This is a genomic window from Caulobacter sp. 05T431 (genome assembly GCF_056665975.1).
The window spans coordinates 126,621-139,588 of the sequence record NZ_JBFTKU010000005.1 but is presented as its reverse complement, the minus strand read 5'-3'; the positions used below and the strand labels follow the sequence as shown (position 1 = coordinate 139,588).

At 68.7% G+C, this 12,968-nt stretch carries 14 protein-coding genes and 1 pseudogene; 1 reads left to right on the top strand and 14 read right to left on the bottom strand.

Annotated elements, in window-relative coordinates; genetic code table 11:
• Positions 1 to 32: 32 nt before the first annotated feature.
• The 12 genes and pseudogenes from AC1U89_RS06880 to AC1U89_RS06825 all read right to left on the bottom strand — a co-directional run bounded on the left by AC1U89_RS06880 (position 33) and on the right by AC1U89_RS06825 (position 9,895).
• Entirely contained in the window at positions 33 to 503 is a 471-nt protein-coding gene (locus AC1U89_RS06880) for a chemotaxis protein CheE (protein ID WP_479898977.1), read from the bottom strand.
• Positions 500 to 1,099, bottom strand: a complete 600-nt coding sequence (locus AC1U89_RS06875) for a response regulator (RefSeq protein WP_479898976.1) — start codon at positions 1,097 to 1,099, stop codon at positions 500 to 502. Before AC1U89_RS06875 ends, AC1U89_RS06880 begins: the two co-directional genes overlap by 4 nt.
• Before the next feature lie 16 nt (positions 1,100 to 1,115).
• Positions 1,116 to 1,502, bottom strand: a complete 387-nt coding sequence (locus tag AC1U89_RS06870) for a chemotaxis protein CheU (RefSeq protein WP_479898975.1) — start codon at positions 1,500 to 1,502, stop codon at positions 1,116 to 1,118.
• 5 nt (positions 1,503 to 1,507) lie between these two features.
• Entirely contained in the window at positions 1,508 to 2,083 is a 576-nt protein-coding gene (locus AC1U89_RS06865; protein WP_479898974.1) for a chemotaxis protein CheD, read from the bottom strand.
• Positions 2,080 to 2,469 (bottom strand): response regulator, encoded by a 390-nt coding sequence (locus AC1U89_RS06860; protein ID WP_010918325.1) that lies wholly within the window; start codon positions 2,467 to 2,469, stop codon positions 2,080 to 2,082. Before AC1U89_RS06860 ends, AC1U89_RS06865 begins: the two co-directional genes overlap by 4 nt.
• Before the next feature lie 4 nt (positions 2,470 to 2,473).
• Positions 2,474 to 3,502: a protein-glutamate methylesterase/protein-glutamine glutaminase gene (locus AC1U89_RS06855; RefSeq protein WP_479898973.1), complete on the bottom strand. Its 1,029-nt coding sequence runs from the start codon at positions 3,500 to 3,502 to the stop codon at positions 2,474 to 2,476.
• On the bottom strand, positions 3,502 to 4,377 hold the full coding sequence (locus AC1U89_RS06850; protein ID WP_479898972.1) for a CheR family methyltransferase: 876 nt from the start codon (positions 4,375 to 4,377) through the stop codon (positions 3,502 to 3,504). Before AC1U89_RS06850 ends, AC1U89_RS06855 begins: the two co-directional genes overlap by 1 nt.
• Before the next feature lies 1 nt (position 4,378).
• Complete coding sequence (locus AC1U89_RS06845; RefSeq protein WP_479898971.1) at positions 4,379 to 4,846, bottom strand: chemotaxis protein CheW; 468 nt, start codon at positions 4,844 to 4,846, stop codon at positions 4,379 to 4,381.
• 4 nt (positions 4,847 to 4,850) lie between these two features.
• Positions 4,851 to 7,175: a chemotaxis protein CheA gene (locus AC1U89_RS06840; RefSeq protein ID WP_479898970.1), complete on the bottom strand. Its 2,325-nt coding sequence runs from the start codon at positions 7,173 to 7,175 to the stop codon at positions 4,851 to 4,853.
• Between the two features lie 48 nt (positions 7,176 to 7,223).
• Complete coding sequence (locus AC1U89_RS06835; protein ID WP_028038734.1) at positions 7,224 to 7,589, bottom strand: response regulator; 366 nt, start codon at positions 7,587 to 7,589, stop codon at positions 7,224 to 7,226.
• A complete protein-coding gene (locus AC1U89_RS06830; RefSeq protein WP_029911291.1) occupies positions 7,586 to 7,873 on the bottom strand; it encodes an STAS domain-containing protein in 288 nt (95 codons plus the stop codon). The genes AC1U89_RS06835 and AC1U89_RS06830 overlap by 4 nt, the downstream gene beginning before the upstream one ends.
• Positions 7,873 to 9,895: pseudogene (locus tag AC1U89_RS06825) on the bottom strand (methyl-accepting chemotaxis protein). The gene AC1U89_RS06830 and the pseudogene AC1U89_RS06825 overlap by 1 nt, the downstream one beginning before the upstream one ends.
• 384 nt (positions 9,896 to 10,279) lie before the next feature.
• Between AC1U89_RS06825 and AC1U89_RS06820 the strand changes: the two are divergent.
• A complete protein-coding gene (locus AC1U89_RS06820; protein ID WP_029911285.1) occupies positions 10,280 to 10,591 on the top strand; it encodes an energy transducer TonB in 312 nt (103 codons plus the stop codon).
• 190 nt (positions 10,592 to 10,781) lie between these two features.
• Here the strand turns inward: AC1U89_RS06820 and AC1U89_RS06815 are convergent, their stop codons facing one another.
• Entirely contained in the window at positions 10,782 to 11,123 is a 342-nt protein-coding gene (locus AC1U89_RS06815) for an endonuclease domain-containing protein (protein WP_479898969.1), read from the bottom strand.
• 145 nt (positions 11,124 to 11,268) lie between these two features.
• Positions 11,269 to 12,879 carry a globin-coupled sensor protein gene (locus AC1U89_RS06810; protein ID WP_479898968.1) on the bottom strand — a complete coding sequence of 537 codons (1,611 nt, stop codon included), beginning with the start codon at positions 12,877 to 12,879 and terminating at the stop codon, positions 11,269 to 11,271.
• Between the last annotated feature and the right edge of the window lie 89 nt (positions 12,880 to 12,968).

The window sequence follows — 12,968 nt, the reverse complement described above, 5'->3', positions numbered from 1 at the left end:
CGGCCACGCTTGTTTCCAAGCCCCTCAGCCCCTCATAGATCCTCGATGCGCCGTTGGCTGACCTTGTTGAGCCCGTCGATCACCGCGCGGCGCTGGTCGGGGTTCAGGTCGACCGTGCGCAGCAGGCGCAGCGAATTGATGTGGACGTCGATGGCCTCCCAGCGCCACGCGCCGGCCTCCGAGCAGGTGTCGACCAGGGCGCAGAACGAGATCGCCGCCTGGTCCACGCACGAGCCCGGCAGGAAGCCCGAGACGTCGATGATCCGCAGGGCCAGGGTGTAGAGGTCCTGGAAGGCGCCGGCGCCGCGGGTGGCCGCGGCCGCCTTGCCGAACCGGCTCTCGATCTCGGCCAGGGCGGCGTCCAGCACCGCCAGCGACTCGGCGCGCAGCGGCTCCAGCGCCGCGTCGGCGGCCGCCAGGGCGTCCTTGGCCATCATGCCGCCGTTGGCCCGGGCCAGCATCGACAGGCGGTTGGGGGCGCGGAACTTGCGGGCGACGGTCATGACTTGGCTTTCTCGGAGTCGGGCGACTCCAGGGCCCCCGAAGAGGCGGATTGGGCGCCGGGCGGACGCATGGCTTGCGGGGGATCCTCGCGCCGGCGCCCCTTGGCGCCGTTCGGGGGACCGTCGTTCTTGAACCGCCGGTCGGGGCCGAGATAGGTCTCGCACTCGATGAACTGGCGATCCTCCTTGGCCGCCCACAAGATGCGCTCCAGCACGATCTTGGGGGTGATCGGCTTGGCGATCGTGAAGTTGGCGCCGGCGTCGCGCGCCTTGAACACGTGCGACGGCGGGGTGTGGCCGGAGACCAGGATCACGGCCAGGTAGCGGTTGGCCTCCAGGGCGCCGCGACGCAGCCATTTGACCAGCTCGTAGCCGTCGACCCCGGCCATGTTGGTGGCGCTGATGACCAGGTCGAAGGTGCGTTCGCGCAGCAGGGTCTGGGCGGTCTTGGCGCTGTCGGCCCGGGTCAGGTTGCCGACCCCGAAGCCCAGCAGCACCTGGGACAGCAGGTTCAGCGACGGGGCGCTGTCGTCGACCAGCAGCACCTCGACCTTTTCGAGGTTGATCCGTGTCGAGGCGTGGAGCGGTTCGCGCATGGGCTGGAACCTGGGCCTAGAAGAAGTCGAGTTCGCCGGCCTCGGCGGTCCAACCCGCGTGATCCTGGGCGTCGCGCAGGCGGCCCACCAGATCGGCGAGGCCCAGGCCTTCGAGCAGCGGCTCGACCGCCATGCTCCATTCGCCCGAGGCGTGCTGGCCGATGCGGGCCAGGACGTCCGACAGGCCGTGCAGGCGCTGGCTCAGCTCATCGAGGGCTTGCAGCCGCGACAGGTTCTCCAGGGCCGCGCCGCCCGTGGCCAGGTCGCCGGCGATGTGCTCGCAATCCCGGCAGATCGCCGCGGCTGCCATCAGCTCGGCCGCCAGCCGACGCGAAAGCTCGCCCACGGGCAGCTGCCCGCGGGTGTCGTCGGCTTCGGTCAGGCTGAGCGGCTGTGCGGTCATGGGCGTCAGAACAGATCCACATCGCCGCTGGACACGGCAGGCATCGGAGCGGGCGTGGGACGACGGACGTCCTGCGGGGCGTTGTCGACGGCGACCAGGCGCTGGCGGACCCGGCCGGAAGCCGGCCAGAACTCGACGCGGCGCGCCGACAGCCCGCCCGTGCTGGACGAGACGATCGGGATGCCTTCGTCGCGCAGGAAGCGCTCGGCGAAGGCGGCGTTGCTGGCGCCGACGTCCGAGAGGCCGTCGAACAGCTTGCCGCCGCCGAAGATCTTGGCCTCCAGACGGTCGCGGCGCGCGCCCTTCTTCAGCAGGCCGTTGATCAGCAGTTCCATGGCGAAGGCGCCGTAGCGCACGGCGTCGCCGCCGTCCTTGCCGCGGTCGCCCGCGTCGGGCAGCAGGAAGTGGTTCATACCGCCGATGCCGGTCGTCGGATCGCGCAGGCAGGCGGCGATGCACGAGCCGAGCACCGTGGTCATGACCACGTTCGGGTCGGCCGACACATGGCTTTCGCCTTGCGTGACGTGGACCTTGATCGCCGGGCCGGAAGCGTCGTCTGGGTGAGGGTCCCGTCCGATCATGTCAGCTGGCCAAAGACCTGTTCGATCTTTTCCTTCAGGCCCTGAACGGTGAACGGCTTGACGCAGTAGTTGTTGACGCCGAACTGCACGGCGCGCTGGACCAGCTCGCGGTCGGCGCGGCCCGTCAGCATGACGAAGGCGGTCTGGCGGATCGGCGGGTGCGAGCGCACGGCGCGCAGCAGGGCCAGCCCGTCCATCTTCGGCATGTTGAAGTCCGAGATGACCAGGTTGGCCGGCTTGGCCAGGAGGTTCTTGAGAGCCTCCTCGCCGTCCGGGGCCTCGCGGATGTCCTTGAACCCGATCTGCTGCAACGCATTGCGGATCAGCGCCCGCATGGTCAGCTGGTCATCGACGACGAGAACGGAAATGGTGCTTGCTTGGGGCATGGGTTCATCGCCTCGCGGAGGCCAGATCGAGGATGGTTTGGCCCATGGAGGACAGGGGAACCTGCTTCTCCACCGCGCCGAGTTCAAAAGCCGTACGAGGCATGCCGTAGACGACGCAACTGGCCTCGTCCTGGCCGACCGTCTTGGCGCCGGCCTTGCGCATGGCCAGCAGGCCCTGCGCGCCGTCGCGGCCCATGCCGGTCAGGATGGCGCCGACCGCCTTGTCCCCGACGGCCTGGGCCACCGAGTTGAAGAGCACGTCGACCGAGGGCCGGTGGCCGCTGACGGGGTCGCCCTGGACCAGGCGGCAGCGCAGCCCGGCCGAGCGGACGACTTCCAGGTGGGTCGCGCCGCCCGGGGCGACATAGACCTTGCCCGGCTCCAGCAGGGCGCCGTCGACGGCTTCCTGCACCTTGGCGCCGCTGGCCCGGTCGAGGCGAGCGGCGAAGCTGGCCGTGAAGGTGGCCGGCATGTGCTGGGTGATCACCGTCGGCGGGCCGGTCTCGGGGAACTGGCTCAGGATCGTCAGCAGGGCTTCCACCCCGCCGGTCGACGAGCCGATCGCCACGATGTCGCCCGAGGGCAGGTAGTTCAGGCGGCGGGCGGCGGCCGGGGCGGCGTCGGCCTTGGTCCGCACCGAGGCGCGGGCGGCGGCCTTGACCTTCTCGGTCACCTCCTGGAGGGCCTCGGCGGTGCCGGTGGCGGTCGTGGGCTTGCCCACGCAGTCCACCGCGCCCAGCTCCAGCGCGCGCAGGGTCATCTCGGCCCCGGCCTGGGTCAGGCTGGAGACCATGACCACCGGCATCGGCCGCAGGCGCATGATCTTCTCGAGGAACTCGATGCCATTCATGTTCGGCATCTCGATGTCGAGGGTGACGACGTCGGGGTTCAGGGCCTTGATCATGCCCCGGGCCTCGAACGGGTCGCCGGCGGCGCCGACCACCTCGATCTCGGGGTCACGGGTCAGGGCGGCCGTGATCAGGCCGCGCATGGTGGCGGAGTCGTCGACGACGAGAACGCGGATCTTGGCCATCAGCGACCTCCTGCCTTGCGATAGGCGGTCAGGCCGGCGCTCTCGAACGCCGTGACCGACGCGCCCACGCGTTCGGAGTGGCCCACATAGAGCTTGCCGCCCGGCGACACCAGCGGCGCGAAGCGCTGCCAGACCCGCTCCTGGGTGGGCTCGTCGAAATAGATCACCACGTTGCGGCAGAAGATCGCGTCGAACGGACCCTTCATCGGCCAGCTGGGGCCGTTCAGGTTCAGCTCGCGGAACGCCACCATCTGGCGGGCGGCCTCGCAGACCCGGAAGCTGCGGCGGTCGCTGGCGTCACGCTCGAAATACTGGTTGCGCATATTGGCCGGGATGCCCTCGAGAAGGGCCTCCTCGTAGACGGCGGTCCGACCGGTGGCCAGCACGTTGGTGTCGATGTCCGTGCCCAGGATCCGGATGTCCAGATCGGCGGCGTTCGGCCACACCGACAGCACCGTGAAGGCCATCGAATAGGGTTCCTGGCCCGACGAGCAGGCCGCCGACCACAGGCGCAGACGCCCCCCGGCCCGGACCTTGTCGGCCATGGGCTCCAGGATGTTGGCGCGCAGGTCGTCGAAGTGGTGCGGCTCGCGGAAGAAGCGGGTGACATTGGTCGTCAGGGCCCGCAGCATGTGCTGCTGCTCGTCGACATTGCCGTCCTGCGCGACGAACGTGCAGTACTCGGCGAAGGTCTTCAGGCCCAGGGTGCGCAGGCGCTTGGCCAGGCGCGAATAGACGAGCGTGGCCTTGCTGTCGGGCAGGCTGATGCCCGCCTGATCGTACAGCAGGGCCGCGATCCGCTTGAAGTCGGCGCTGGTGAAGGCGAATTCGCCGTCGACCAGGGCTTCGCGGGATGAGGTCGAGGATGCGGTCATCTTAAGCGGCCAGGGCCTCGCGCTCGGGGAGCAGGCGGTCCAGCGAGATCTCGCTGATCATCCGCCCTTCGATGGAAATGATCCCGCGCACGAAGTGGCGGACGTTCTCGCAGGCGATGTCCGGCGTCGGCTGGCACATGTCGTCGGTGATCGACAGGATGTCGGACACCGCGTCGACCAGCAGGCCCACCGTGCGGTCGCCGGCCTGGACCACGATGAACACGCTGCGCACGTTCGGCTCGGTGGTCGGCATGCCGATGCGGGCGGCCAGGTCCATGATCGGCAGGACCGCGCCGCGCAGGTTGATCACGCCGCGCATGTAGACGGGCGACTGCGGCAGGGTGGTCGCCGGGCTCCAGCCGCGGATCTCGCGGACGGCCATGATGTCCACGCAGTATTCCTGCTCGCCGACACGGAACGAGATCAGTTCGCGGGTTTCGTTGCTGGAGTTGCTGGTTTCTTCGGTCATCGGGCTATTCCGCGGCGATGAGGGTGGGATCGGACGGGAGCGGCGGACCGCGGCGGCGCAAGTTGATCACGGCGTCGACGTCCAGGATCAGCGCCACCCGGCCGTCGCCCAGGATGGTCGCGGCGGCGACCCCTTCGACCTGCTGGTAGTTCTGCTCGAGCGACTTGATGACCACCTGGCGCTGACCGTGGATGGCGTCGGCCACCAGGGCGGCGCGCGAGCCGTCCTCGCCCTCGACCAGCAGGACCACGCCTTCGGTCGCGGCGGGCGAATGCTCGCGGTAGTTCAGGGTCAGGCCCACGTCGATCAGCGGCACGAAGCTGTCGCGGACGGCCAGGACCGAGCCGACCGGGCCCAGGGGCCGGATTTCCTCGGCCTTCGGGCGCAGGCTCTCGACGATGCAGGCCAGCGGGATGACCAGGGTCTCGCCGGCGACGTCGACCACCATGCCGTCCAGGACGGCCAGGGTCAGCGGCAGGCTGAGGGTGAAGGTCGAGCCCAGGCCGGGACGCGAGGTGATCGAGATCCGGCCGCCCAGGGCCTGGACCGAACGCTTGACCACGTCCATGCCGACGCCGCGGCCGGACACGTCCGAGATCTTGTCCGCGGTCGAGAAGCCGGGGAGGAAGATCAGGTTGTCGATCTCTTCGTCGGTCAGCTGCAGGTCCGGCGAGATCAGGCCCTTCTTGACCGCGATCGAGTGGACCCGCTCGCGGTTGATGCCCTTGCCGTCGTCCTGGACCTCGATGACGATCCGGCCGCTGCGGTGCAGGGCGGCCAGGCGCACGACGCCTTCCGGGTTCTTGCCGGCCGCCTTGCGCTCCTCGGGGCTTTCCAGCCCGTGGTCGATGGCGTTGCGCAGCATGTGGGTGATCGGATCGGCCAGACGCTCGATGACCGTCTTGTCGACCTCGGTGTTCTCGCCGTCCATCACCAGGCGGGCCTGCTTGCCCGTCATGTTGGCGACTTCGCGGACCAGGCGCGGCATGCGCTGGAACACCGACTTCACCGGCTGGGCGCGGATGGCCATGACGCTGTCCTGGATCTCGCGGGTGAGCTGTTCCAGCTCATCCAGACCCATGGCCAGGTTCGAGGACGGGGCGATGCCGTATTCGCCGACGCGCTGCGCCAGCATGGCCTGGTTAATGACCAGCTCGCCGACCAGGTCGATCAGGCGATCGATGCGTTCCGGATCGACGCGGATCACCGACTGGCCCGGACCGGGCACGTCGATCTGGGCGGGCTTTGCGGCAGCGGCCGGGGCGTTGGCCGCGACAGGCGGGGCGGCGGGGGCCGGGGCCGAGACGGGGGCCGGGGCGGGCGCGGCGGCCTCGACCACCGGCGCGGGCGCCTCGACGGGGGCCTCGACCACGGGAGCCTCGGCGACGATCTCGAGCGGCGCGGCTTCGAGGACGGGTTCGGGCTCCGGAGCCGGGGCGGCGACGTCCAGCAGGGTCGCCAGCACGTCGGCCACCGGGGCCTCGCCGCGGACGATCTCCAGGTCGCAGTCGCCGTCGACGAATTCGAAGACTTCGCGGATGGCCTCTTCGCCCTGGTCGGTCTCGACCCGGACGCTCCACGTGACGTAGGCGGCTTCGGGGTCGAGGAATTCCAGGGCCGGCATGGCGCTGTCGTCCAGGGTCGCCTGGATGGGGCCCAGGCGGCTCAGTTCGCGCAGCAGCAGGGCCGTCTCGTTGGCCTTGCGGTACAGGTCCGACTTCGGACGGATCGACACCGTCCAGACATTGCCGTCGAGCACGGCCGCGTCGGCGGCCTGGGCGTCGAGGGTGATGGTCATGGGCTGGAAGTCGAAGCCCAGGTCGTCGTCGTCCAGGCCGTCTTCGGCGCCGATGACGATCGGGGCGGCCGCGTCCACATAGGTCGGGGCGGGGGTCGGAGCCGAGGCTTCCTCCACCGGCGCGGCAGCGGGCGCCGGGGCGGCGTTGGGATCGGTGGCGATCTTCAGCTCGGCGGCCATGGCGGCGGAGGCGTCCATGTCGACGACGCCCAGGCCGCGGGCGGCGCTGACGTGGTCGGCCAGCACGTCCGAGGCGCGCAGCAGAAGGGCGGTCAGGTCCGGCGTGCCGGGGATCTCGTTCGACCGCAGCGCGTCGAGCAGCGTCTCGAACACGTGGGCGAAGCGCACCAGCGGCTCGAGGCCGAACGCGCCCGCGCCGCCCTTGATCGAGTGCACGGCCCGGAACACGGCGTTGACGGTGTCGCCGTCGTCGTTCCCGTCCTGCATGGCCAAGAGCCCGCCTTCAAGATCCGCGAGCAGTTCCTCGCATTCCTGAAAGAAGGTGACCTTGATGGCCTCTAGCTCGTCCATTCCCCGACTTCCTACAAAGGTATTTCAGTACCTAGAGCACTTGATTCATCAGGCCGCGACGCGGCGGATCGCCTCAACGAGCTTTTCGGGATTGAACGGCTTGACGATCCAGCCCGTCGCGCCGGCTTCCCGAGCCCGTTGCTTCTTGCTGGGGTCGCTTTCCGTGGTCAGCACCAGGATCGGGATCGCGCGGTAGTCGTCGTCGACCCGCACGGCCTCGATGAAGCCGAAGCCGTCCAGCTTGGGCATGTTGATGTCGGTGATGATCACGTCCGGGCGATGGGCGGACAGCACTTCCAGCCCGTGTTCCCCGTCGACGGCTTCGACGACGTTGAACCCGGCTCCGGCGAGGGCCATGCGCAGCATGTCCCGCATCGTGCGCGAGTCATCGACCGTGAGGACAGTACGCGTCACGATGCAGCTCCTTGAAGTTCGGTCTGCAGGAGAGCCCCTTCGGCCCCGAACAGACGGATGGTTTCCACGAACGCCTCGGAAGGCGCGGTGATCGAAAAGGGTTTGCCGTCCTCGGCCCAGGCCTTGCGGGCGGCCAGCAGGACCTGCAGGCACAGGCCGCCGAGGCGACGGACCTGGTCCGCATGGATCTCGATGTCCTGGCCGCGGCGTTCGACGAACGCCTGCTTGAGCGGACCCGAAGCCTTCAGATCAAGGGTTTCGGGCAGGGCGATCGCGGTCGACATCAAAACTCCTCCCAACCGTCAGCGGCGGGGGCGGCCGCCGTCGCCGCGCCGCCGCGTCCGGGACGGGCGAAGGCGTTGAGGCGGGCGCGCTGTTCAGCCACCGGGTTGGCGGCGGGGGTGTGCACGGCCGGGTCGGCCGCTTGCGGACGCTCGTAGGCGGAGATCTGCTGGCGGCCGTCGCCGACCCGGAAGCGACCGATCAGGCGCACCAGCTCGCCGGTCTCGCCCTTCAGCGAGTGGGTGGCGGCGGTCGATTCCTCGACCATGGCGGCGTTCTGCTGGGTCACCTGGTCCATCTGGTTGACGGCGGTGTTCACTTCGTTGAGGCCGGTCGCCTGTTCGGCGGCCGAGGCGGCGATCTCGGTGACCAGGGCGTCGATCTCGCCGACCTTGACCACGATCCGCTGCAGGGCCTCGCCGGTCTGGCCGACCAGGCTGACGCCTTGGCTGACCTGCTGGGTCGAGGACGAGATCAGGGTCTTGATCTCCTTGGCGGCTTCGGCCGAGCGCTGGGCCAGGGCCCGGACTTCCTGGGCGACGACCGCGAAGCCGCGGCCCGCGTCACCCGCCCGGGCGGCTTCGACGCCGGCGTTCAGGGCCAGCAGGTTGGTCTGGAAGGCGATCTCGTCGATGACGCCGATGATCTGGTTGATCTGCTTGGACGAGTCCTCGATGGCGCCCATGGCCGAGACGGCCTCGTGCACGACCTGGCCCGAGTGCTGGGCTTCGCCGCGGGTGCTGGCGACCACTTCCGAGGCCTGCTTGGCGCCGCCGGCGGTGCGGCGCACCGTCGCGGTCAGCTCGTCCAGGGCGGCGGCGGTCTCTTCCAGCGAGGCGGCCTGCTGCTCGGTGCGGCGCGACAGGTCGTCCGAGGCGTGGGCGATCTCGTCGGCGCCGGTGCGCAGGCCGTCCGTCGAGGCCGCGATGACCTTGATGGTTTCCTGCAGCTGGGTGATGGCGGCGTTGAAGTCGTCCTTCAGCTTGCGGTAGTCGCCCGGGAAGTCGGCGCTGACGCGGAAGGTCAGGTCGCCCTTGGCCAGGTGCTCCAGGGCCTCGGCCAGCGACGACACCACCAGGGCGTTCTCGCGGGCGGCGGCGGCTGAAGCCTCTTCCTTGGCGCGACGCTCGTCGGCGGTCAGGGCGGCCGACTTCTCCTGCTCGGCGCGCATCTGCTCGAGGTGGATCTGGTTGTCGCGGAAGACCTTCAGCGAGCGGACGATGGCGCCCAGCTCGTCGCCGCGGGTCATCTTCTCCAGGTCGATCGTGTTGTCGCCCTTCGACAGCTTCTCGGTGGCGCCGGCGATGTCGCCGATCGACTTGCGGGTGGTCATGACCGTCATGAAGGCCAGGCCGGCCACGGCGGCCAGGGTGATCAGCGACAGCACGATCGTGGCGCTCATCGCGGCGGTGGCTTCAGCCTGCTTCTTGGCGGTCTCGGTGGCGACCCGCTTGTTGGCGGCGGCCACGACCGCGTCCAGCTGGCCGGTCATCTTGGCGTATTGTTCTTCGAACGGGGCGATGAAGCCGACCGCCATGTTGAAGTCGACGCCGATCATGCCGCTCACCGTGTCGATGGCGCTGCGGCATTCGTCGAGCGACTTGATCAGCTCGGCGATCTTCGGCTGCTCTTCCTTGGGCAGCTTGCCCTTCAGAGCGGTCAGGTCCTTCTTGAGCGCATCGGTCTCGGTCAGGATCGCGGCCATGCGAGCGTCGTTCTTGTCGACGTCGATGTTGCCGGCCTTGTGAGTGAGCACCGTGTAGAGCTCGCCGTTGATGTTGGAGATCCGCTTGGAGATCGCCTGGATCTCCATGTTCTCGCGCATGTCGGTTTCGACGACCTGCTTGAGCGCGGCGGACTGGCTCTTCTGCACGACGATCGCTCCGCCGGCCATCAGGGCCAGCATGAGCAGGGCGAACGCCGGCGCGAAGCCGATTTTGATGATCAACGGAAGATCGACGAGCCGGAAGCGCTTCATCGGTTTTGTCCCCTCTAGCGGCGTTACCGTGCGCACGGATCGCCAACGTCGAGGGGGATCATCACGGTATATTCCTAATAGTTCCTGACTTTGGTTAAGAGCGTTTGCCGCAGGGGGATGTCGCACCCCCCAATTTCCCGCGCCCCTCCCCTTCCCGCCCCGGCTTCCGGGGATAAAGGCCCGCGCGCGCGCGTGAGTCATTCCTGTACGGGCGTGGCTGGACGCGGAGTCGGCTCGGAGTCTTGGCGAACGCAATCAGAGTCTAGTTTCAGGTGAAACCGCCGTATTCGCCAAATAACCGTGGTTACCGATAAGTAAATAAAACAATTTTCGGTGACTCAGAATATTTTAACTCGCACCTGCGAAAAAGCTCAGGCGTCCGGACGACGCGACGTCCGAAGGGCGAGACAACACTACTAGGAGCAGCGGGATGAAATATCCGATCGCTATTGCCGCGGGAATCGCTGGCAGCTTTTTCGTCGCTCAAGCCGCCTCGGCGGCTGGCGGCTTTGAAGACCAAATGGGCCGTTGCCTGCAGCAATTCGCGAACACCCGCGACGCCGCTCAGGTGATGCTGGAATGCACCGCCACCGACGGCAAGCTGGCCGACTGCAAGGTCGTCGACAACAGCGCCGCCGGCAAGGGTTTCGACAAGGCCGCCATGTGCATCGCTGAAAAGCTGCCGATGGGCGCCAAGACCGGCACCGTGAAGGTTCCGTTCCGCTTCCCGGGCGGCGCGTAAGCTTTCAAAAGCTCCCTGGGCTTATTCCAGGGATCTTAATACGCCTCCGCTGGCTCCGTCGGAGCGTCCTTACAGGGGACGCTCCGGCTAGAGCCGGCGGGGGCGTTTTGCGTTTGGGGGCTGTATCTTGATCCCTCTCTCTTAGAGAGAGGGAGGGGCCCGTCGCCGAAGGCGGTGGGAGGGTGAGCGGTTACATCCTGTCCGAACGGAGCTCGGCCAGGATGTCTTCGCCGACCCCGCCAGGATCAACCAGGACCCGGTCGTTGGGAAACCTCAGGACCACGTATCCGAAGAGTTCCAGGTCCTGAGTGCGGCGCTGGTCGTAATCTTCGCGCCCTTCGTGAGCCGGTCCGTCCAGCTCGACGATCAGCTTGCCCGCCTCGCAGACGAAGTCGGCGAAGTAGCGGCCTATTGGAATTTGCCGCGCGAACTTGAAGCCGCCCAGTTGGCGGTTACGCACCAGCTTCCAAAGCGCCTTCTCAGCAAAGGTCTGGTTCCGGCGAAGGCGGCGGGCGTTGGCGGTCGCATCCATGGGACAAGCTTGAGCTCGTCCTTCGAGACCCCGCAACGGAAGGAATCGGGATTTTCCGGCTGGCGGTGAAACCACTCACCCTCCCACCGCCTGACGGCGACGGGCCCCTCCCTCTCTCAAAGAGAGAGGGATTTGGTGGGCGCCTCTAGAACTCCTGCCAGCCCTCGTCCACCGCCAGGGCGGTGTTGCCGGACGCCCGGCGCAGGGGGGCCGTGGAGCCGGGGCGGGACATCGCCGGGCGAGGCGCGGGCGCGGGCGCGGGGCGGGCGGCGGGGGTGGACACCGCCGCCGGGCGGACGCCCGACAGGGTGAAGCCGCCCAGAAGACGGCCCAGCTCGGCCGACTGGCCCTTCAGCGAGTGGGTCGCGGCCGTGGTCTGTTCGACCATGGCGGCGTTCTGCTGGGTGACCTGGTCCATCTGGTTCACGGCGATGTTGACCTGGTGCAGGCCCGTGGACTGCTCCTGGGCCGACGAGGCGATGCCGGTGACCAGGTCGTCGATCTCGGCCACCTTGCCGACGATGCCGCGCAGGACCTCGCCGGTCTGGCCGACCAGGCTGACCCCCGCCTCGACCTGGCGGGTCGAGGTCGAGATCAGGTTCTCGATCTCCTTGGCCGCGTCGGCCGAGCGCTGGGCCAGGGCCCGGACTTCCTGCGCCACGACCGCGAAACCGCGGCCGGCGTCGCCCGCCCGGGCGGCTTCGACGCCCGCGTTCAGGGCCAGGAGGTTGGTCTGGAACGCGATCTCGTCGATCACGCCCAGGATCTTGCCGATCTCGCGCGACGAGGTCTCGATCTGGCCCATGGCGCTGACGGCGTCGCTGACCACCTCGCCCGAGCGCTCGGCGTCGGTCTTGGCCGCGGCGATCACGGTCGAGGCCTGCTTGGCGCCGCTGGCCGTGGTGCGGACGGTGGCGGTGATCTGGTCCAGCGCCGCGGCGGTCTGTTCCAGGCTGGCCGCCTGCTGCTCGGTGCGGCGCGACAGGTCGTCGGCGGCGTGGCCGATCTCGTCGGCGCCCAGGCGGATGCCCTCGGTGGCGCCGGCCACCTGGCCCATCGCCTCCTCCATGATCCGCATGGCGTTGTTGAAGTCCGACTGCAGGGCCTGGAACTCCGGGGCCACCTCGCCGCCGACGCGGGCCGTCAGGTCGCCGCGCGCCACGCGGGCCAGGGCCTCGCCCAGGGCCGAGACGATCGCGCCCTGGTTCGCCGCGTCGCGGGCCCGCTCGGTCTCCAGCGCCTTCCGCTTGGCGTCCAGTTCTTCCAGGTAGGTCGAGATGGCGATGTCCATGTCCAGCATCACGGCCTTCATCAGGGCCGAGACCGCCGCCCCGGCCTTGGCGCCGCCGTCGCCGGCATTGGCGAACATGCCCTTGGGCCACTGGTCCTTGACCACGGCGCGCATCAGGTGGTCGGCCACCAGGGCGTAGCCGCCGATGTACCAGCGCGGCTCCAGGCCGATGCGGGCGTGGACCTGGCCGACCGTCTTGACCGCCTGGCCGTAGTCGTCGCCGAACTCGGCCTTGGCGATCGAGCGCCAATGCCCCTGCTGGCGGGCGCTGGCCTGGTCCATCTGCCTCGTGTCGGCGAAGAAGGCGTTGGTCTCGGGCGTCTTGCGGACCTTGCCGTAGAAGCCGCCCAGCGCCGCGCCGATCTCGCGCTCGATCACCGGCGCCACCGACCGCAGCGCGCCGCGCGCGTCGTGGTCCAGCTCCATGAAGGCGAGGCGCTCGTTCAGCGACGTATCACGGCTCATGACGCGGATTCCCTTACAGACTAAGGGGCCCGTATCGAGCCGACATGGTTAACAGTTTGACTAGGATCAAAGCCGGAGGGCGCGCGACA